This window comes from Haloferax mediterranei ATCC 33500 (assembly GCF_000306765.2).
Lineage (GTDB): Archaea > Halobacteriota > Halobacteria > Halobacteriales > Haloferacaceae > Haloferax > Haloferax mediterranei.
In genome coordinates, this window is sequence record NC_017942.1 from 53042 (window position 1) to 72883 (window position 19842).

The 19842-nt window shown below is 56.3% G+C and carries 18 protein-coding genes and 5 pseudogenes; 10 read left to right on the forward strand and 13 right to left on the reverse strand.

Annotated features, from left to right (window positions below; all coding sequences use genetic code 11):
• Positions 1 to 103: 103 nt before the first annotated feature.
• The 6 genes and pseudogenes from HFX_RS15125 to HFX_RS15145 form a co-directional block, all read right to left on the reverse strand.
• Positions 104 to 463, reverse strand: a complete 360-nt coding sequence (locus HFX_RS15125) for a conjugal transfer protein (protein ID WP_238547493.1) — start codon at positions 461 to 463, stop codon at positions 104 to 106.
• A gap of 94 nt (positions 464 to 557) precedes the next feature.
• Positions 558 to 1568: an alpha/beta fold hydrolase gene (locus HFX_RS15130; RefSeq protein WP_014732613.1), complete on the reverse strand. Its 1011-nt coding sequence runs from the start codon at positions 1566 to 1568 to the stop codon at positions 558 to 560.
• Positions 1569 to 1927: 359 nt separating this feature from the next.
• A complete protein-coding gene (locus HFX_RS15135) occupies positions 1928 to 4822 on the reverse strand; it encodes a glycoside hydrolase family 31 protein (RefSeq protein WP_004060502.1) in 2895 nt (964 codons plus the stop codon).
• Positions 4823 to 5208: 386 nt separating this feature from the next.
• Positions 5209 to 5339: pseudogene (locus HFX_RS19765) on the reverse strand (integrase core domain-containing protein); the annotation flags it as partial.
• Between the two features lie 32 nt (positions 5340 to 5371).
• The gene (locus HFX_RS15140; RefSeq protein WP_004060501.1) at positions 5372 to 6091 is read right to left on the reverse strand and encodes an L-2-amino-thiazoline-4-carboxylic acid hydrolase; all 720 of its coding nucleotides are present in this window, start codon (positions 6089 to 6091) and stop codon (positions 5372 to 5374) included.
• Positions 6088 to 6597 carry a hypothetical protein gene (locus HFX_RS15145; protein WP_231512948.1) on the reverse strand — a complete coding sequence of 170 codons (510 nt, stop codon included), beginning with the start codon at positions 6595 to 6597 and terminating at the stop codon, positions 6088 to 6090. The genes HFX_RS15140 and HFX_RS15145 overlap by 4 nt, the downstream gene beginning before the upstream one ends.
• A 234-nt stretch (positions 6598 to 6831) precedes the next feature.
• Between HFX_RS15145 and HFX_RS15150 the strand changes: the two genes are divergently transcribed.
• Both HFX_RS15150 and HFX_RS15155 read left to right on the forward strand, forming a co-directional pair.
• Positions 6832 to 7488, forward strand: a complete 657-nt coding sequence (locus HFX_RS15150) for a helix-turn-helix domain-containing protein (RefSeq protein ID WP_004060499.1) — start codon at positions 6832 to 6834, stop codon at positions 7486 to 7488.
• Between the two features lie 687 nt (positions 7489 to 8175).
• Positions 8176 to 8460 (forward strand): PadR family transcriptional regulator, encoded by a 285-nt coding sequence (locus tag HFX_RS15155; protein WP_004060497.1) that lies wholly within the window; start codon positions 8176 to 8178, stop codon positions 8458 to 8460.
• Positions 8461 to 8505: 45 nt separating this feature from the next.
• Here the strand turns inward: HFX_RS15155 and HFX_RS19230 are convergent, their stop codons facing one another.
• Positions 8506 to 9030, reverse strand: a complete 525-nt coding sequence (locus tag HFX_RS19230; protein ID WP_081603735.1) for a transcription initiation factor IIB family protein — start codon at positions 9028 to 9030, stop codon at positions 8506 to 8508.
• Between the two features lie 102 nt (positions 9031 to 9132).
• On the opposite strand from HFX_RS19230, the gene HFX_RS15160 reads away from it, so the two are divergent.
• The 4 genes and pseudogenes from HFX_RS15160 to HFX_RS19770 form a co-directional block, all read left to right on the forward strand.
• Entirely contained in the window at positions 9133 to 10197 is a 1065-nt protein-coding gene (locus HFX_RS15160; protein WP_004060495.1) for a hypothetical protein, read from the forward strand.
• A gap of 355 nt (positions 10198 to 10552) precedes the next feature.
• A complete protein-coding gene (locus HFX_RS15165) occupies positions 10553 to 11503 on the forward strand; it encodes a WD40/YVTN/BNR-like repeat-containing protein (protein WP_231512947.1) in 951 nt (316 codons plus the stop codon).
• A gap of 231 nt (positions 11504 to 11734) precedes the next feature.
• Positions 11735 to 12172 (forward strand): YybH family protein, encoded by a 438-nt coding sequence (locus tag HFX_RS15170; RefSeq protein ID WP_004060493.1) that lies wholly within the window; start codon positions 11735 to 11737, stop codon positions 12170 to 12172.
• 126 nt (positions 12173 to 12298) lie between these two features.
• Positions 12299 to 12382 (forward strand): annotated as a pseudogene (locus tag HFX_RS19770) (IS6 family transposase); the annotation flags it as partial.
• Positions 12383 to 12408: 26 nt separating this feature from the next.
• On the opposite strand, the gene HFX_RS20330 reads toward HFX_RS19770, so the two are convergent.
• On the reverse strand, positions 12409 to 12663 hold the full coding sequence (locus HFX_RS20330) for a hypothetical protein (RefSeq protein ID WP_169330961.1): 255 nt from the start codon (positions 12661 to 12663) through the stop codon (positions 12409 to 12411).
• Between HFX_RS20330 and HFX_RS19235 the strand changes: the two are divergent.
• Positions 12631 to 12879, forward strand: a pseudogene (locus HFX_RS19235) (zinc ribbon domain-containing protein); the annotation flags it as partial. The gene HFX_RS20330 and the pseudogene HFX_RS19235 overlap by 33 nt on opposite strands.
• A 47-nt stretch (positions 12880 to 12926) precedes the next feature.
• Here HFX_RS19235 and HFX_RS20335 read toward each other — a convergent pair.
• A pseudogene (locus tag HFX_RS20335) lies at positions 12927 to 13133 on the reverse strand (restriction endonuclease); the annotation flags it as partial.
• Positions 13090 to 14313 carry a DUF6498-containing protein gene (locus tag HFX_RS15175; protein ID WP_004060491.1) on the reverse strand — a complete coding sequence of 408 codons (1224 nt, stop codon included), beginning with the start codon at positions 14311 to 14313 and terminating at the stop codon, positions 13090 to 13092. The gene HFX_RS15175 and the pseudogene HFX_RS20335, both read right to left, overlap by 44 nt.
• A 107-nt stretch (positions 14314 to 14420) precedes the next feature.
• Between HFX_RS15175 and mntA the strand changes: the two are divergent.
• Positions 14421 to 14801, forward strand: a pseudogene (gene mntA / locus HFX_RS15180) (type VII toxin-antitoxin system MntA family adenylyltransferase antitoxin); the annotation flags it as partial.
• 632 nt (positions 14802 to 15433) lie between these two features.
• Here the strand turns inward: mntA and HFX_RS20125 are convergent.
• The gene (locus HFX_RS20125; RefSeq protein WP_004060488.1) at positions 15434 to 15607 is read right to left on the reverse strand and encodes a hypothetical protein; all 174 of its coding nucleotides are present in this window, start codon (positions 15605 to 15607) and stop codon (positions 15434 to 15436) included.
• Between the two features lie 211 nt (positions 15608 to 15818).
• Between HFX_RS20125 and HFX_RS19775 the strand changes: the two genes are divergently transcribed.
• Positions 15819 to 16241, forward strand: a complete 423-nt coding sequence (locus HFX_RS19775; RefSeq protein ID WP_137685709.1) for a hypothetical protein — start codon at positions 15819 to 15821, stop codon at positions 16239 to 16241.
• A 128-nt stretch (positions 16242 to 16369) separates the two neighbouring features.
• On the opposite strand, the gene HFX_RS20585 is transcribed toward HFX_RS19775, so the two are convergent.
• Positions 16370 to 16576 (reverse strand): DUF6199 family natural product biosynthesis protein, encoded by a 207-nt coding sequence (locus HFX_RS20585; RefSeq protein WP_081603733.1) that lies wholly within the window; start codon positions 16574 to 16576, stop codon positions 16370 to 16372.
• 667 nt (positions 16577 to 17243) lie between these two features.
• Here HFX_RS20585 and HFX_RS15190 point away from each other — a divergent pair.
• Positions 17244 to 17612, forward strand: a complete 369-nt coding sequence (locus HFX_RS15190; protein WP_004060487.1) for a hypothetical protein — start codon at positions 17244 to 17246, stop codon at positions 17610 to 17612.
• A gap of 100 nt (positions 17613 to 17712) precedes the next feature.
• Here the strand turns inward: HFX_RS15190 and HFX_RS15195 are convergent, their stop codons facing one another.
• Positions 17713 to 19740: a HEAT repeat domain-containing protein gene (locus tag HFX_RS15195; protein ID WP_004060486.1), complete on the reverse strand. Its 2028-nt coding sequence runs from the start codon at positions 19738 to 19740 to the stop codon at positions 17713 to 17715.
• Positions 19741 to 19842: the final 102 nt, after the last annotated feature.

A 19842-nucleotide genomic window follows, 5' to 3' on the forward strand; every position in this document is an offset into this window, starting at 1 on the left:
GTCTGATGGTCCGCGCACGCACTCACGGAATCCAGTGAACATCCATGGGCACAGACGCGACTACTCACTCGAACGCACACTGCACCGTCTCGACGCAGTCGATTCATATGGCGAACGTCTCCGCTCGGTCGGGGTGCGTAGCCCTTGCATTGGGCTTCTCGCTTCCGTCCTGTGTGCAAACTGAGACAGTGAACCCAAGCGCTGTGAGTTCATTTTCGATCTGCAGGAGTGCGTCGTCGTGGTCCCTGCCACCAGCAGCTTGCACCCTGCCAGTGTCCGGGGCTGCCACGTCTTCGCCCGCCGCAGTCAATCGAATAACGACCTCGTTGGCGTCGATATCGACAGTTGTTTCGAGGAGCTGAGAGCGCTGCCGGATGTTCGCCAGTTCATCATACGACGGCGGGTCGGCATCGACACCTTCGAACAACCACCGGAGTTTCTGATCAACCTGCTCAACTGCCACGACCACGAGCTTATGCGCGAATTGAGAGCTGTATACTCGTAGGTAGAGAGTGTGAGACGCATTCTATGATACGCTGGTATCTACCAATCAACCGCTATCTGACGATTCCCTCATCCACCCCAGTGCCCAGATGGGAGATCACTGTGTCAAGTGCGTATTCAGGATTGTCGTGAAATATATGATGGCCAGCATCGGGAATGACCTCCAGCGTCGAGTTCGGCACGTAGTTCATCTGCTTTCGTTGGTATGTCTCTCCAATCACACTATTACACTCGCTTGCAAGAAAGAGGATGCGTCCTTGGTATCGATCGATATCGGAAACAAGATCCATCAGTTCACCGGTGCTCTGGTTCATCGAAGCAGTGACCTGTTGATTCGCATCATACCCGGCCCGCCAGAGTACGTTCCGAGGTGGTATATTGTCACACCAATAGCCGGGATTCGCGCGCACCATCATCTGTTCGATGAAGTAATCGTCGCCAGCGTGTTCGTCGGGGCAGTCCAGATTCCGTGATTCTATGCGAGCGATCGTACCTGGAAGTATCGAATCCAGGGTGAACCCGCGTGTTGGACCATTTGCAGCCATCTCCTGATTCAATGGACCAGGTTCCGCCATAATCACAGAATCCACTTTTTCGGGATACGTTGAGACGTACTGTGCTACAAGCTGGCCACCAAACGAGTGACCAAGGAGAACAGTTTCGCTGCTCTCGGCTCCAAACATCGTCACGATTGCATCAAGGTCATTGAGGTACTGTTGGAATGACAGCTGGTCGGGAGAAACACGGGGCGATAAGCCAGTCCCTCGCTGGTCGTACAACACCACACGAAAGTGAGGCGATAGACGGGTTAGCGGACGCAATGACCGATAATCCGCACCTGGACCACCGTGGACGACGATCACCACGGGTGCGTTACTGGGACCGATGACTTTACCGTGAAAGAGGTAGTCGTTCGCGGTGAACCGTGGCGGCCATCGTTCGTTCTGTGAGACGGTCTCCGGGAGGCAACCTGGGGAATCAATGGCGCCAACGAGAAAACCGGCGCCACCTGCGCCAGATACCAAGCCGAATGTCTTAAGGACGGACCGACGGTCGATGTTCATGATCTGTATTGGTAAATTAATTACCGTTCTTCAAAGGGTGTGGACATCAATATATTGACAATGTGGCCATTACAAACGTACTCACATAATTGGTAATTATCAAATATATTCGCTATCTTGGCACTGTCTAGTTGGCCCAGTCTTCCGAATATCGCTAAGCAAGAAGAAGCGTTCTACGTGGTTAGTGGCCAGTTTTGCGTAGAAACGTCTGATGCGAAGTATATTATCGAGTAGGGACAGTCTCTCGCGGAGCCAAAGCGACGTCTCCCGAGCAGACGGCAGGTAGCACCGTGAACGTCTGCCAGCCCCAACATCGCAAAAAAACGAAACGCGCAGTAGGGTTAAGGTTGGGTGGCCGTCTACTGCTGTCCGGTTCCCCGACCGTAGCCGTGACCGTTACTTTGGCCGTTACCCCGACCGTTGAAAAAGAGCGTTACTTTGCGCTCTTCGTCGGCAGGAATGTGGACGAGTACAGCGTCCTCGTCGTCACTGTAGGCGAACGAGTTCGCCGTCTCTTCGACCATGTCGGCATCGACCGCTTCGTACTTGGTCGGGCCGGCCTGGACTTTCCTCGGCGCTTGCGAACGGTCGAGTCGCAACAGGTACGACGAGAGTTGGGAGTCGTCGTAGTTTTCGACTTCCATCTCGGATTCGAAGGTGACGACACCACCCCCCGTCCCCGTGATGGTGAAGTTCGTCACGTTGTACTCGCCGTCCTCGAAGTCGTTGGTCGCGCCGTCGTCCTCGTAGAACGAGTACGAAGCTTCTTCGTCGAGGTAGGTGTTCAACTGAAGCGTCGTAAGTGGCTTTTCTCCCGTGTACTGCTGCACCTCGCGCATTGGGATGATCGAGTCTTTACGCACGTAGATCGGCAGATGGTCGATCGGGACGTCGACGGTCATCCACTGCCCACCGTCGTACACGTCGTTCGTCCAGAAGTCGACCCAAGTCTCACCGTCTGGTAGGTAGACGTCGCGTTCCGTCGCACCTTCTTCGACGACTGGTGCAACAAGCACGTCGTCGCCGAAGAGGAACTGGTCGGCGATGCCACGGACTTCGTCGTCGTCCTGGAATTGGAAGACCAGCGGCTGGAAGATCGGCTTCCCGTTTTCTGACGACTCCTGGAACTCGTTGTAGAGGTACGGAAGCAGTTTGTAGCGAAGCTCAGTGTACTTTTTCGTGATATCCACGGCTTCCTCGCCGAACGTCCACGGGTGTTGATTGCGCGGAAGGTCCGGGTCTTGCTTCCTGTGGGTGTCGGTGTGGTTCCGGAAGAAGGGGATGAACGCTCCCAGTTCTATCCAGCGCTTGAATAGTTCGGGAGAAGGCCGCCCGACGAATCCGCCGACGTCGTGACCACAGAACGCGAGCCCAGAGATTCCCATGTTCATCATCATCGGAATCTGCATCTGCAAGTGGGGCCAGATACTCACGCAATCACCGGTCCAGATTGCCGCGTACCGCTGGCCGCCAGCGTAGAGGTTCCGGTTCAACAGGAAGGGACGGTCGTCGGGCTTGTAGAGGTCGTAGGACTCACGAGATGCCCGGGCATAGTCGAACCCGTACATGTTGTGATACTCCTCGTGCAACATCGTGTCATTACCCGTCCCGTGGATGTTGTCCACCGGCATCGTCCAGTCGTAACGGGTATTCTTCTGGAATACCGCCGGCTCACCCATGTCGTTTTTGATCCCGTCGAAGCCGGCATCGAACAACACGTCGTGTTGTTCGGCCCACCAGCTGCGGACCTCAGAACGCGAGAAGTCGGGCCACACCGCGACATCGGGCCAGACTCTCGCTTTGAACGTCTCCCCGTTCGCATCCTTGGTCCAGTAATCATTGGCAGTCCCTTCGAGATAAGGGTCGTACGGTTCGAGTTCGCCGTCACCATCGACGTCTATCTCCTTGTCCACCGCGACACCCGGGTCGTTGACGGCGACCGTCTTGACTTCGGGCAACTCCTCACTTAGCGTTTGGAGCGCATCGCGGTGTGAGTCCTGGATGCTGAAGACGCGGTAGTTGTTCATGTAGCCGATATCGAAGTGCATCGCGTCCAGCGGAATCTCCTCTTGGCGGTACCGGTGGGGTATCTCGACGAGTTCCTCGGGGCTGTATTCCCACTTGCTCTGGTGGAATCCAATCGCCCACTTGGGTGGCAGATTGATGGTTCCGGTCAAACTCGTGTAGCTGTCGAGGACATCGCCGATTTCCGGACCGTAGGCGATGTAGTACGTTAGCTGGCCGCCATCGCCAACGAAGTAGTAGTAGTCTTCACCAGCGTCGGTGTCGTAGGTCTCCTCTACGCCCTCGGGGTCCTGTACCTGGGGCGTGTGGAACACGGTATGGTTGGGATTATCAAAGAACATCCCGTACGCACCGGCATTCTTCAGGCCGACAAAGAACGGAACCGACGCATAGACGTAGTCACTCGTGTAAAAGTACCCGTACTGGTCCGTATTCCAGTTCTCGAGTTTCTTTCCGCGTTGGTTGAGTGTGAGTTCGGGCTGTTCGCCAAAGCCATAGAAGGCTTCGTCCTCGTCGGCCTTCTTGTACACGTATGGTAACGGCTCGTTAGGCGTTGGGTCGGCCGTTTGGACGTCCTCCTGAGTATCAGCGGTGTCTGCATCCAGGTCGCTCACGCTTGTGGACCTGTAAGCGGACTCTTGCAGCGTTGAGTTGGTCTGCTGTGTTGCGTTTGTTTGCGGCGTTGGGTTGGTCGATTCCTCAGCTCTATCGGGAGATGGGGCGTATCCTGACGACCCCTTATCCAAGTAGTCCTCGTTGATGACCGTCCCTTCCTCGTCGAGGAACCGGACACCGAAGAGTTCCGTGTTGATTTCGACAGTAACCGTGTCGGTCTCGATGGCTATCTTGTCGGGGCTCGAATCGACGCTGAAGCTCGGCGTGTCCCACTCGCTGAGTCCGTTCTCGATACCCCGAGATTCGTATTCTTCCTCGCCCGGTTCCATGATGGCGACGCGAACTAGGTTGTCGCTGAATAGACGAATGTACCCTTCGTGAGTACCGAGGTCAAGTTTCACCCCGTCGTCGAGAACTTCGTGACCCTCGACGGACAATTGCATGAGGTTGTCCTCGTCCACCTGTGGTTCGTAGTGGATCTTCGAATCATAGTGGTGTGCCGATGCGGGGGCTGAAGTGAGCGCACTCCCCGCCAGAAGGGCGGCTGTGGATTTCAACAGTGTACGTCGTCCGACCGGAAGGAAATCGGAGTCGTGTGTGTTTTTATCAGACATCGAAAGTGTGGGTGGCGACTAGTGTACGTTCGCGAGGCGGTTCGACGAGCCAGAGTTCGGACCGACTCATAGTACAGACCCCGTGATACCGTCCGGGAATCTGTACGATCTATTCGTTGCGGAGCTAATTGTTGGCGTCATCCCATGGTTTTCTTGGAAGAAAATGTTCATCGCACGTTTCAGTTGTGGGTATTTACTCAGTAGATAATAACTTTCTGGCCATTATTATAATGATAATATGTATTGTATAGGTGAATTTAACATCATCAAACGTTTGTTATTTGGCCGGGTGAGCGCACACGTCCGAACAAATTTTAATCGAAGCAGCAGCGGGGAATCAGCAGCTATATCCCAGATTATCGATGGTATTCAGGTTCCGGCACTGGCTAGTTAGTGACCTCCTCGGCCGGGGTTCGTCCGTCAAGCGCTTGGTGCAGTCTCTGAAGATTATAGTATTGCGCGAATCGGTAAGCCACTCGCGGACGCTCGCGTGACTGCCCACCCACGAATGCTCGAAGGGTCACCCAACGAGGGTTCGTCTGTATCTCGTCATCTGTTCTCGAACGTCGCATCAGGCTCGGTCCCTTTCCGGTAGAACTGGAAATCGCACGAGTCGGCGCCTTTCGCGATGGTTTGGGAACGACGAAACACCGCGTCGACGTCATCTTCGATAAGCGGGTAGCCAGCGAGGTCGTGATCACATCCCAGTTTCGCGAGTTCGGGATACCCAAACGCGTGTGCAATCTGGACGTTTGCGCACGACCCAACCATAATCTGGCAATGGTTTGGTTCGTCGACGAACTCCTCCATCGGGTAGTTGTCGTCATCCGCGAAGATACCGTAGTTGTAGCGTTTGAACGCCTCAAACGGATCGGTGAATTCCTGGAGCTCCTCAACTGGATAGAGGTCGTACATCTGGTATTGCGCCGATGTCTGGACGATCGTCCGGAGGAAACCGTACGCTTCGTCCGCGTCCGTCCAGTTCGAATGCGTCTCGTACATCCCAACTATCATCGGGAAGTCGTTCGCAAATTCCGAACTGTAGTCGGCCGCTAGTCTCATTCCTTCGGGGTTCCGTCGCTTGACGAGGACGCTCCGGACCAGCGAGAGAGCCAGGAAAACGATTCCTTTGAGAACCCCGAATTCTTTACGAACCGCGCGCAGGACGATGCGAGGCATATGCCGTCTTCCGTTTGGAGTGACGCCGGTGATACCGTGGCCGTATCCGTCGAGTTCGGTCACATCTGAGAGGGGACGTTCTCCAGTCATTCGTGCCCTCCCGTCATCGAATGTCCGTCGGTGCCTGGCTGGACCGAAGCCCCCGACCGTCGCTTCCGTTCTCGGCGTCCCTGGTAGAGTCCGTAGCTGAAGCCCACGATGAGGACGACGTGGAGGGCGACGAACGCCCAGATTTCGACGACGAAGAGGGGTCGGCACTGCCCCGTGAGATGACACCAGGAAAGAGCTTGGGTCGGTAAGAGCCACATCTCGAAGAGGCTGTGGAAGATCCCGACCGCGGCGAACACCCGTTTGACGCTGTACGCGCCGATAAGCGCGACGATGACGCGTGAGATACCTGCGACAAAGGCGTCGCCGCCCTGCAGGTTCACCCAGGAGAGCAAGAACGGGTACGTGTGATCGGTGAACATCCCCTGGATGTCACTGCCCATGAGGTAGATGTATTGGTCCCCGAAGAACATCGCGAGAATGCCCGAGAGGACGGGGGCGATTCCACCGATTATCAGGGTGATTGTGAGGACCCTATTGGCGCTCAATAACGGACAGAACTGTTTTTCCAGCGACGTCATTGCTCAACAACTCCGAACGGGTGGCGTGGCTCGGTACGGTCTATCGTGTTCGATACGATTACGATGTCAGAATTCATCGGACAAGTAGAGATACATCGGGTACTCGCACGAATTTAATCGCTAGGACCCTCGGGGTCTTTATCAGCGACCGATTAATAGTCCCGGTATGGCCAAGCGGAATCGTACCCGGGGTAAGGACACGTGAGAAGCGTCCGACTCGTCCTTACGTGGGGAGATGTCCAGTTGCATCCACTCGAAGCCGTATTCGCCACCGAACCGGACGTCGATATCGAGAAGATCTATTACGTGAATCCGGTCGGAGAGAACGAGTACGCCGAATTAGGGCTCATCGGCGGGGACCTGAACAGGGCCGAAGAACTTCTAGAGGCGTCGCAGGTCGTAAAGGAGTTCGAGGTCTCTGATTCGAAGGATGGCATCGTGTATCTTCATTACGCAGGGTCGGAGTACATGGACGCATTGCTTGCTGTCCTGTTCAACCACGCGATTGTCCTTCGGTGGCCGGTTGAGTTCACCAGGGTGAACGGGCAGAACGGTATCAGGCTCACGTTCATCGGATCAAGCCGTTCCATTCAGGAAGCCATCGAAGACGTTCCGTCAGGCATCGACCTCCATCTTGAACAGTCTACGCAATTCAGGGGCGACCCACACTCGGACACCTCGCTGTTGACACCACAGCAATGGCATATACTCTCGACGGCTATCGGAATGGGGTATTACGAGACGCCACGAGAAACGACCCAGAAGGACATTGCAACGCGACTCGACAAATCGGAGGGGACAATCGCAGAACGACTCCAGCGTATCGAAGCCCGTATTCTCAAGTCGATCAATTTCTGAGCAAGGCCACGCGTCGTCGAACTACTGCGTATGCCACTACCGTTCTCGGTACGCTTGGCGCGGGACTGGTTGAGGTGACCGGTTTGTCGGGGCTCCTTCTCGACCGACTGATGGATATCTGGAATCCAGTTGTCGCCGGCCTCATGGCTTATATTCTCCACGGCTAAAGCCGTGGGGTTCCCCACAGGGGGGTAAAAGACAGGCCTAAAGGCGCTGGTATTCTCCTTGTTCATTATAATCGGGTGACCATAACACGACTACGGTGTCGGGATCCGGACAGGCGGACCAGACGGCCCTCAGAGACGAGTTAAGCGTATTCAGTCTCTCTGACTCCAGCAAGCTGTTGCAATGCTGTGGGCGAACAGAGCTGACAGCGAGTCCGGTCAGCTGGGAGCAATCGCTGACAGGTTCGGCACACTGATTGCTCGTCGCCGGGCACGTTTGGGTAGTCCCGACGTGGAAGCGAGTCGGCCTCGTCTGGGTGGGTGTGAGTCGATTGCTGTTCGTCTGGAAGGTCCGTTGCTTCGTCATACGGCCGCAGTTCCTCGGCCAGCCGTCGATGAGGTGGCACACCGCTTCTTGCCCCGACATTCCCTCATAAACGCTCGCCCACCCTATTGAATGGAGAATTCGAAGTCCTGACTCCAACAGACGTATTTGTGTTCTCTAATACTAGAAAACGGACACATGTTCGATCTAACCGGGTTTCAGCGTGATCTGCTGTACGTTATGGCGGGCTTCGACGAACCGCACGGTCTCGCCATCAAAGGTGAACTCGAGGACTATTACGAAACCGAGATCCACCACGGGCGGCTCTATCCGAACCTCGACACCCTCGTCGAAAAAGGCCTCGTCGACAAAGGCGAAAAAGACCGTCGGACCAACAGCTACCGACTGACAGCACGGGGACGCCGGGAAATCGAAGCTCGGAATGAATGGGAACAGCAGTATCTCGACGCACTGGACGAGTAATTACCTCGCCGACCAAATATCTCCTAAAACGCTGACACGAAACCATCAGTGAGCGTTCGGTGACGCCGTCTCGTCACGATAGCGCCGGAGTGTCTGGTGATGCGTTTGAATCGTCTTGACGGATATCCCCGAGACGGTCGCCACACGAGCTTGGGTGAGTTGGCCGTCCGCATCGCGAGCAACTGTATACACACACGCCGCTGCCACGGCTTTCGGGGTCGCTCCTGAGTGCGCCCATTCCTCGCTGGTGTCGATAGCGAGGGTTCGAGCCCGTCGTCGAATGCTATCTGTCACGTCCAACGCGTTGGCAACGCGTGGGACGAACGCTGCTGGCGTAATTGGTTGGGTGGGGAGTCCCAACTCTGTATTCAGCGCCTTGTATGCGGAGATTATCTGTGATTGGGGGACTCGCGCTACGGGCGCGAACTCATCGAGCGTTCGTGAAAGCCCCGTACACCGACAGACGGCGTAGACACTCGCTGCGGCGACTGCCTCGTGTGCCCGCCCCGGAAAGAGTCCCGCGTCCTGTGCTGAGCGCACGTACTGACACGCCTGATCACGCCGCCTCACTCTTCATCTTTAACTAAACACGACCAGATATCCGGCTCTGAGGCGCGTCTGGTACTCTGAAAAATCATAAAAAACTTACAAAATGACAGCGGAGGTATCAGCGTGCCCTCCACCCGGACTATCGCACTATACGGGCTTCTCATCGTCGGTGTTCTCTGTAGCTTAGTGTTCCCGGCTATGGCTGGGGCACAGCTCACCTATACAGCAACACCAGTAGAACCGGGAGATGACCCCGCCCGTATAGTCAACGTGAGTACGAACGTTTCGAATCTCGATACTCGTCTCGCGGACCTCAATCAACAGACGACTCGACCAATCGTTCAGGCGTCCCAAACCGGCTCGTTTGAGGGGAACGTGACTCCACAGCTCGCTAGCGTCCTCGAGGCCCTGCCGAGCCAAGTTGTCCAGTACACCATCTACAATGGATCGTACTACCAGTGGAACACCACCGTCAACGATGATGGCACATCAGCTCGCATACGAATGGATCCCATCAACGCGACGTCTGTGCTGGATGCTGTTGCAAAGCCGTACGACACAGCACCCACTGACGTTCAGACTGCGATTGAGACGGGCTCGGTGGAAAGCGGGTCTATCAATGCAGGAGTGTATCAACGAGGGAGCTCATATTACACGGTAGCAGCGGAAGATGAGTCAGCGCTGACAGCGCGCGTACTCGGAGCTGGAGTGGGATATGTTCTTACCCCTGTTGGACGGGGTTTCATCGCTGTCGCAGTTGGGATCCTCTACTACCGATATCAGAGTCCCTCTGATAATCGTGTCCTCACGGTCCCTCGTGCGGTAGCGGTCGCTGCACTTTCGATCCCTATCACTGTGGTGTTGACCGCGCTTGAACAGAGCCCATCGCTTACTCGATTCATCACCGATCCGGCAAGTGCGTTTGTTGTCTCGGCGAGTGTCATCGCAGGCGTTCTGATTCACCAGCGTCGGTGGGCGGCGCTCATCGGTACTACAGTCGGTGTTGCTGTGCTCGTGCTCGGAGCAAATGTACTGGCGAATGGCCTTGCAGGAATTATCTTTGGGCTCGGCTTCCTCGTTCTCGGATTTATTGCTGGTGGCATCTCGCTTGTCTACGGTGTCGTCTTTGGTCAAGAGGATTCAGACCCGGAACTGACGAATACCTCAGGAGCTCAGATAACCGAGTAGGTCGATAGTAACTCGGATTTCGTTATCCTGTCTGAGATAGAGCATGTGAACTACCCCTGCCTACTCGGCCTTCGGCTTACGTTGCTCCTTGAGGAAGGGGGCTTACCGCCTGCAATTAGCTAACTCCGGCAGCGAGACTACCAACCATTCCCGTAACAACTGAACCAGCCAAATTGTTGTTAAAGAGAACAGTATTGACGGCAGTTGAGACGACTACCCAAACAATGACATTCGTCATATCACAGTACAGACCGTAAGCGTGGATCTCACACACCTTGACAAATAAAAATAATTATGTGGGATGTTATATGTACTCATGGTCGGACTCATCGGTACCAGAAACGGCCTGTATAGAGTGGATTCTCTCCCCTTCGACGACAGCGAGCGCGTTATCGACTGCGGCCGGGTGAGCAAAATCAGCCGTCACGACGAGGAGGGGACGTTTGCTGCGACCGATGAAGGACTGTACCGCTCTACCGACGACGGGCGGACGTGGAACCCGGTAGAGCTCCCCGAAGAGAACGTTTGGGAGGTGTTTGTCGCTTCCGACGGGCGAATTTACGCTGGGACGGACCCCGCTCGACTGTTCTGTTCGGCCGACAACGGTGACACGTGGACCGAACTCGGCTCGCTACGACAGCAGACGACCACCGAGCTCTGGCGGTCGGCATTTCGCGAAACCGCCCACGTTCGGACGGTCACTAGCCACCCGGAAACGCCTGACCGCATCTTCGCAGGTATCGAAGTTGGTGGTCTCTATCGAAGCGAGGATCGAGGCGAGTCGTGGTCGAAGTGCGAAATCAGGGACGAAACCGGCGTCGTTCAGGACGATATTCACGAGATTGTCTCCCTCGGCCCCGAAGGATACGTCGTCGCGTGCGGGCGGCTCTCTATCTACGACCGGAACCACGCCGCTGCCGAAGGCGGACTGTACCACACTGCCGACGCAGGCGTTACGTGGACCCGTCTCGACCGCACCGTCGACCCGTCCTATTTCCGGGGCCTGATACACCACGACGGCATGCTACACGCTTGCGGTTCGACTACTGTTCCACCGGAGTGGACCGGTACGTTGGACGCCGGTGCAGCGATGTTCGCTTCGAGCGACGCCGGTGAGACGCTGGAGGAAGCACCGTACCCGGGTGGCCCGGACGAAATGATTCTAGCGTACACGTCGAGCGACGACCACGTGTTCGCCGGTACAGGCGTCGGCGACTTGGGGAGAATCATCCGGCGAACGGGAGACAAAACGTGGGTGACGCAAGGTTACATGCCGGACGACGTGTTGTCACTCAGCGTGAGCTGAATAGGCAATTACGTTCGCGACCAGTCACAGGTTGCTCTCTACGTTCCGTGAACGAATTCGATGGGTGCCGAGTCGGGGCCAAACGTACTGCAGCCGGTGCCACGGTAGGGATTAGGAATTACGGCACGAGAATTGGTATGTTTTCTTACAAAAATGATATGAGTACGCTGTTCGAAATTGACAATGTAGAATAAATTCAGAATAACCGAAGTACAGACGAGACAACAGACGATGACACACAACACTCAGAGCACAGACGAAGAAGAGATCGAACAACTGTTGATGGCCTCAGCGCAGGCGTTCCGTGAGCTCGATACGACGAAATTAGCTCAGATGTATGCAGAGGACGCCGACTGGACGAACGCTTTCGGTACGACCTTACACGGCCGTGATGCGATCGTTGAGTATCACGAAGAGCTCTTCGAAGATCCTCATTTCTCTCGTGGGAAAATCCTCGGCGAACCTGACGGGTCGATTCGGTTCGTCAGCGACGACGTGGCCGTGGCCAAGACTTTTGTCGAGCGTGCGGGGCAGGAAAGCGCCGAGGGAGACGAACTACCCACCCGACGAAATCACTCGCTCAAGGTTCTGAATCGTCAAGACGAGAAGTGGGTTATCGTCTCCGAGATGTACATGGATGAGGACGCCAAACCAACACTCGACAAGTAGCGAATTTTTCTCGGCCCGGCACTGTCTAGTCACGCCAGTTTGAGGAACGAGCAGGTCGGTGAGTTAATTGGTTAGAATGCTCGCAGCCCTGCTCAGCGAGTGCGTTGCGACGGATTTAGAAGAAATATACAATTCGAACAATACTACAATTTTCAGAGACCGCAGCAAGCGCTCGGTGGACGAACACCTGTTGAGGAGGTCACTAACTAGACAGTGCCTATTTAACAAAGTGATTTTTAGATTGACTCTATGGGAATAAATAGAAGGCACTTTTCGTCCATTATTATTGGCATTATCCTGCCCACAGCAGGTTGTACAAGTGACCAGCATAGTTCTACTCCTGGGGAGAAAACCAAAAACTCTACAATATCAAATGTTACTACCACCGATAACAATTCAGGGAATAAGACTACCACCAGTAATAAAAACACAAGTTCATCCCCATCAAGCACTTTTGTAACGGACCCCAGCGATGTAGTGAGTGTGGACACACGAGTCGTGGAAATCGGCCGAAGTAAGAATACTTCGAGTGTGAGAAGTGCGGAAAAGTGCTTCACGCGGATTATAATGCGGCGAAGAATATCGGGTGGCGGTTTGTCCGTCGTGGGATAAACGACTCACGACGGACGGGCAACAGTCAACTTGCCCTTAAGTCAGGGACAGTGACGCCGAATCGGGGATTCATCCCGTACTCAGCACCGAGTTAGAGGCCGAGAACACTGACAAGCCCCGGGTCACCCGACCCAAAGTTGTTGACCGTAAATCGCTCGGTGACTGCACAGCCCGTACAGACAGGGGTGCCCTCAAGCTGTTCTGTTTTGATGTGTGAACCACAGTTGATGCTCTCACAATTTGCACAGTCGATGTATGAGTTCGCGTCCTCTTTCTCACAGTGCACGCAGCGGTGGATTCCGTCTTCAATCGCGACTCGGGAGGATCCTGCAGCGTAGTACGTCGGCGGTATCGAGGTACCGAAGTGTCCGGGAATCACCGTCGTCGCGCTGCTCCATCGAGACCGAGGAGACTTTCAGAAGGCGTCCAAGCAGTCCGGACCGGTCCGTCGCGTCCGTGACTCGTTTACGTTCGAGACGCCACTGCGGCTCGTCCAGCAAGCAGTCGTGGCAGACGACGCTATCCTCGTACACCCGGTACTCTACGTGCCCCCACCGGAGGTCGCTCTCCACGAGCGTGTGTGCGACGACTACCACCACGGCCACACTCGCACCGACGACTGTCCACGTCACCCCGGCGACGACGTACCCGAGGAAGGCAGTGACGGCCGCCGCGGCGAAGCGTCGGGGGTTCAGCATCCCGAGGAGACCGTCAACGACTGTGCCGGCCCACACCGCGTGGCGGTTCGTGTGGAGCACGTTTGTCGGGTCTCCATCGGGGACGGAGACGGGTGCCCATTCATTGTCGTCTGCGGTCTCGAAATCGGCCTCGCTCGGGTCAAGTGGGTCGAACCGCTCGCTCCGCCCGACCACGGTGTACACGTCGAACCCGACGCGAGCGAAGTAGACGAGCATGAAGAGGAACCCTGTGCTCTCGGTCGGCGACAGGCCGAGCGAGCTTCCCCAGACGACGATCACCATGAGCGCAACAACCTCGAGGACCGATCGCGCCGTGAGAATCGACTGTGGGACAAGTTCGCGGTAGTCGCGCGAGCCGACGTGATCCACGAATGTCGTTCCCTCGCGGGCGAGCGTCGTCACGCCCGCGACGAGGACCCCCTCGACGAATCCCCCGCTCTCAGCGGTCGCGAACCAGAGCACGGCACCGCTGATGAGCGAGAGACCTATGACCGTTCGACCGAGATCCAACACACGAGGGAACGAGCGTGGGTAGGTCGGCGGCAGTGCCGCGTGGAGCTGGAAACTCCCACGTTTCTCCCGGAGCGAGCGGAACGGTGACCGCCATCCCCACCGTGAGTCAGTGACCGCCCAGTCCTCTGGAACGGCGCGCTGCCCCGCGAACGTCGCCTCCAGCGTCTGCCGGAGCGCTCCAACGGTAATCTCGGCCCAGTAGACGACTAGGAGGTGTGCGAGGCCCCAGTCAAACAGGAGAATTCCGACGAGCGGAAGGGCGTTGGCCACGGCTACGCCAGCCAACGTACGCCGCCACGTCTGCAGTCCGTTCGCCACAGTGTCGTGCAGATTTTCTACTGGCGAATTAACAATTTATGGAATACTCAAGGCTAAAACCCGCCCTTCAGGATGGGGAGGATGTCAACGGCAACTAAGTTAAGTCAGTCTGCTCCGACTCGGATATCGAATTCGTGGTCGTATTCGGCTCACAGATTACGGGCGAGGCAACGACGGCGTCTGATCTTGACATCGCAGTCAAGTTTGCGGACAGCCTGTCTGCCCGTGACCGATTCGAGAAACAGTGTTTCCTGTCGGGTGATCTTCAGTGGGAGGATTCGCCGTTCGTTGACCTCTCGGATATTGAGACGCTCCCGCTGGATGTCGCACACGATGCAGTCACCGGTTCGTTCGTCTGCGGTGATGAGCAGGCATTCGAACAGTTCAAGGCGGAGATTGAAGCACGGTTCGTCGAACAGCGGGACAACCTTCGCCGGCAGCAGCGTGCGGTACTCAACCGCATTGCGGAGGCGGGACTCCGTGGTTGACGAGCGAGTCGTCTCAATCAAAAACGTTCAGTGTCAAGCCGAGTTCGTTTCTCATTCCCCCAGACAAGGAGTCGCAATTTCGAGAGTTCCTCCAACGTCACAACGTTTCGGTCCACGGCGAATCAGAATCAAATTCTACTCGCTGGGTGTGGGGTCGGTTCGTCGTTACTGCACTCTTTATCGGGGTGATTCCACTCAGCGCGATGTTCATCTGGCCGATCCAATACTCGTGGGCCGTTTTGCTCGTTCTCACCGTGATATCTGTCTTCTTGGTGAGACAGGGCTTTTGAACACTCTCTAACTCGACACGCCCGTGCTCCCAATGAGCGACTGGTCACCTGTTTGCCTCGTCAATGCGGTCAAGGACGTGGTCGAATGAACCACCGTAGACAAGTCGACTTCCGAGCCACAAAGTCACTATCCAAGTGCCAAGGCTGAGAACAACTGTGACCGTGGACGATACTAATCCGTTTGTGACTTTCCAAACCATGTTCCGCGGTGACGCTCCCGATGAGGAGGACAGCCGTGAACACTAAGTGGTGTAAGCGATCCCCCTCTTGCGGGCCTGCCCTACGCCTACCAGTAGGAAGCCAAGCAAGAGCCAGCCAGACATGAGCGCGAGCGGTGTGTACTCAGCCACCCGGCTCTGAATGTCCTTCGAGCACCACGTCTTGTTTTCCTCGGTAATAGAGCCAGAAGAAGACGAGTAGCGTCAGAGGGAAGAATATGATTGCGACGATTGCCAGTGGTGGAAAGAGGATGAAGAGGGCAAACGTCTTCCACGAAACGATTGTGTCGCGGGGCATAGTGGAACGTTGGTTGACAGAACGTTTAAATTTGAAGTGACCGACTTACTTCTCTCTATTCAGCACGTCCACTGAAACCTCCCCAGATGCTGTTAGAAAATCCGTGCAACATACAGAGGGTGTGTCGGTCACACTGGGACTAATCACTGCTGTTTTTCATCAGTTCTCATTTTACAGAAGATATTTACTATCCTCAGAAAGAGTCCATTTCGTGAAGTCCTCCAGAATCAGCCAAGCGATAGTTGCCGCTGGTGGAGCTTTCGTCGCTTTGGGGTATCTTTCACCTTGGGCAGTTGTTGACCCCAATCACGAAGGACCCGTTGCCGACATTAAATTTTGGCGTCAGAACGTGGCGTTTGAATTAGATTATCTTGAAGCAAATGTACTCACACTACTCCCGTTGCTGCTAACTGGTGTGTTATTCGCATGGAATCCGAAGTCACGTGTTTCACAGGTAGTCGGTGTTCTTAGTGGTCTATTCTACATTTCACTGCCGTTCTACTATCGAATGAATATCGTCCGCTTACATCATGTCCCTACAGACATCATCTACAGCGTGCTGGTCGGAGGCGTCCTAATCCTAGTTGGCGTAGGGTTTGCTGTATTGACAGACTCAGTACACAAAGCACAGTGACCGACTTGCGCGCTGTATTCAGCACGGGTTCACCAAATGATCAGCGACTGAGGATTTCAGCAGAGCTGATTAGTTCTACCCCGCCCCTCCAGAAATCTCCGCTAGATAGGAAAGAAGCTCAATGATCGCTAAGAAATGTATGACACGCCGACAATGACGAGACAAACCCCAATGACTCGGTATAGCCAGATGATTATATCAGAGGGCTCAGACGGTTCCGATTGGGGGTCGCGTAAGAAATCAAGACCGAAGTGGTATATCTGCCTTGGTTTGGCGACATATGCAACTCCGAGTATCGAAATTACAACCCCAGCGAGCTGAAAGAGTATACTCACACAGAATAGTTCTCAGCTATGTTACTTGAACCTAAAGGACTGAGTGGTCTTGCTGAATTCGATGTGAAGAGATGACTTCAACAGGACTCGATATTCTGGATTACATTCGATAGGTTTGGTTAATGGGAAGTTCTCCACGGTGATTCCTCGCTCGTTGAGGACGAGTACCACGGCGCCGTATCGCTCTCGGTCTCGCACTTCACGGTCTCCGCAGCGACGAAGTCCGGAATGTCGAACCACGACACTTCGAGCGCCTCGAAGACCAGAGGACGTGGCGTCTGACTGTCCTCGACGGCAAGACCGGCACTCGCGATACGTCAGTATCGAAGTCTCTGTACCGTGGCTTGAATCGACTGAAAACCAAGTGAAGACAGCATTGAAGCCAGTAATGACGCGGAAATTCATTTCGAATACGGTGTAAGCACCCACCGTTCTTGACCGTCTCGTCCCGACACACGACAGGCTGTTCATGGTGTACAACGAACGCGACCGCTCGCAGCACCCCCAACACAGACAGGTCTGGAGCGGCTACCTGACGTAGCAGGTGACGAGTCCACCGGTGTGAGAAACACCTGACAGTATATCTACCTTCGAAGGTAAATGATTCACCACCGGCACCGTTACCATCTGTGTCTTCGAACCTGAACAAAGACAGACGAGGCTTCGAATGCACATCGAAGACAGCTACAACGACGAAACGACGACGCTTTCGTGGGAATACGGGGGTGAGTCCGTGTCCGTCACGCTTCCGGGACTCTTCCACGCCGAATACGCCGAGAGGTCGGACGTGGTCGTCACCGCGACCGCCGAGGGGACGATACGGATTCTGGCGGGTGATGGCACCGAGCGGGACGCCTTCGAGTACACTCTGCCCGAAGGATGTGACCTCTACACGTTGACGCCGAGTATCGGGGGCGATCTCGGTGTGACAATGGTGGTGGCCCACGACCCCGGCCACAGGGGCGAGACGCTCTGGCAACACGAGATCGATATCGAGCGACGAGCTGTCGGCGGCCCCGTGGCGAAGTGGCGGTAGCGACAGGATAATGGCTTGTTTCCATCCACGTGACGAGCGCAATCAAATTCGACAGTATATCACACCAGCGGACTGCCTACTGACTCTCTTGGACCAGCAGCTACTCCACCACCAAATCCACGTCAGCGTCGGCGACTCGCTGCAGTTCGGCGTCGCTCACCGTGACAGCATCGGAGTGAGTCGCCGTGAGCGTCTGCAATCCCTCGGCAATCGTCGATCGGACGAAGAGATACTCCTCGTCACACTCGAATCGAGACTCGAGCGCTTCGACGGCCGTGACAGTGAGCGCTGGCTGGGCAACACCGATGGCAGCCAGTGCGTTCGCGGCCGACGGCCGAACGTCCGAATCGGTATCGCGAAGGCCGGTCTGCAGATCGTCGACGACACGCTCGGCTGTGTCTCGATCCGCAGCACCCATCTGTCCGAGTGCTTCGAGCGCTGCCGCACGGGCCTTCCATTCATCGTCGTCGAGGAGTGGCTGTACCTCCTCGCTGACGCGTGCGGCCACGTCCGAATCCACTGTGGCGATCGTGCCAAGTGCCTCGGCAGCCGCCGCGCGCACACGATAGTTGCTGTCCGCGAGACGGCGCTGCAAATCGTCGACGACGAGTTCGGCCACCTCGGGGTCTGCGGCCCCAATCGTTCCGAGCGCGCTGGCGGCCGCTTTCCGATTCCAGTAGGGACCCTCAGCAAGCAACTCACGGAGGTCCTCGACGGCAGGGGCCACTGCCTCGGGACGAACGCCACCGATCTCACCGAGCGCAGCGGCAGCCTCTGCTGAGAGGTCCTCGTCGGCGAGACAGGCTCGAATCTCGTCCATCACGGGATCGAGGGCGTCGGGAGTAGCAGCACCGATTCGGCCGTAGGCACGGATGATGTCCTCCTGGAGTCGCCACTCGAAGTCGTCGTGAGTCTCCGCATTCTCGTCCTCGACGCTGCCAGTCAAGTCGAACAGCCCGTATTCTGTCGCGTCGCTCCCGACCGCTTCGTCTTCTGCCGTGTCGCCTTCGAACCATTCGTGCAACTTCGCGACGACGCGCGGCGCGATCTCGGGATCAGCTGCTGCGATCTTCCCGAGAGCCGTCACGACGTCGAATTGCAGATCCTCGCTGGTGTCATCGAATCTCGCCACGATGTCATCGATAGCCGGCCGGACTGCAGCAGGCCGAACGGTTGCGATGTTTCCGAGAGTCTCCACCGCGGACGAGCGCACCAGTCGGTTGTCGTCGTCGAGGAGTGCCCTGAGACGGTCCAGTTCGGGAACGACCGTCTCGGGGTGTGCGGCCCCGATGCCGCCGAGAAAACTGAGTACGACACTACGGTCGATATCAGGGGACCGGTCGTCAGGATCCGTCTCGGCGAGTGTCAGTAGTTCCTCGACCACCATCGGGGCCGCCTCGGGATATGCCACAGCGATCCTGCCGAGTGCACTCCCAATCCCGATCCGCGCTTGATCTCGCTCCGCCGCAGCGAGTTCCTCTCGCAGCATCTCGACGACAGGGTCAATGATATCTGGCCGTACCAATGCGACGGTGCCGAGCGGCGACGGAATCGCACTGGCGTCGATCGTCTCGTCCGCGGACAGTGCTACCAACTCGTCCCTGGCAGGAGCGATCGCTTCTGGATAGGCGTGTGAAATCGTCGACAACAGGCTGATCGCGTTGGCCCGCACAGCGTCGTCGTCGAGAGAGCCAATGAGATCGTCCACGTGTGATCGAAGGAGGACAGCCTCGGCCTCGGCGAGTTTCCTGAGGGCTGTCACGGAGGTGTCACGCATGTGCTCGTCCTCGGTGTCCAGGTGTTCCAAGAGCCACTCGACAGTGGTATCGAGCGCATCCGGGTCCGTCCGTGCGGTCCACGTCAGCATGTCGAGGGCCTCGTCCCGTGTTCGTCTGGTCTCGTGGACGAGGTACGGCTGGAGGGCCACTGCGACGCGTCGTGTGCAGTTAGGATGGGACGAGATCTTCGACAGTGCTGCGTGGGCGTCCGAGCGCCCGCGGCGGCCGTCGAGAAGCGCACACAGGGCCTCGATTTCGTCGTCCGTCGCCGTGGTGGGATCGACTGTCTCTCGGAGTTCCTGGGCTCGTTGTGCTTCGCCGTCGGGGTCGTCTGGGGTATCGTCTGTCATTTGATATCGGGGAATCGGACTCGATTGTGAAAGTGCAGATTCGCCATGCCGAGCGTGAGCGTACTCGTGGTCCTGGCCGGCCCACCCTCGCCGCTGGCGGCC

Coding starts and splice junctions, on each gene's coding strand:
- HFX_RS15190 (WP_004060487.1), top strand. CDS start 17,244: ATGCACATCGAAGACAGCTACAACGACGAAACGACGACGCTTTCGTGG.
- HFX_RS15140 (WP_004060501.1), bottom strand. CDS start 6,091: ATGACTGGAGAACGTCCCCTCTCAGATGTGACCGAACTCGACGGATAC.
- HFX_RS15170 (WP_004060493.1), top strand. CDS start 11,735: ATGACACACAACACTCAGAGCACAGACGAAGAAGAGATCGAACAACTG.
- HFX_RS15130 (WP_014732613.1), bottom strand. CDS start 1,568: ATGAACATCGACCGTCGGTCCGTCCTTAAGACATTCGGCTTGGTATCT.
- HFX_RS15155 (WP_004060497.1), top strand. CDS start 8,176: ATGTTCGATCTAACCGGGTTTCAGCGTGATCTGCTGTACGTTATGGCG.
- HFX_RS20125 (WP_004060488.1), bottom strand. CDS start 15,607: ATGCCCCGCGACACAATCGTTTCGTGGAAGACGTTTGCCCTCTTCATC.
- HFX_RS15195 (WP_004060486.1), bottom strand. CDS start 19,740: ATGACAGACGATACCCCAGACGACCCCGACGGCGAAGCACAACGAGCC.
- HFX_RS15135 (WP_004060502.1), bottom strand. CDS start 4,822: ATGTCTGATAAAAACACACACGACTCCGATTTCCTTCCGGTCGGACGA.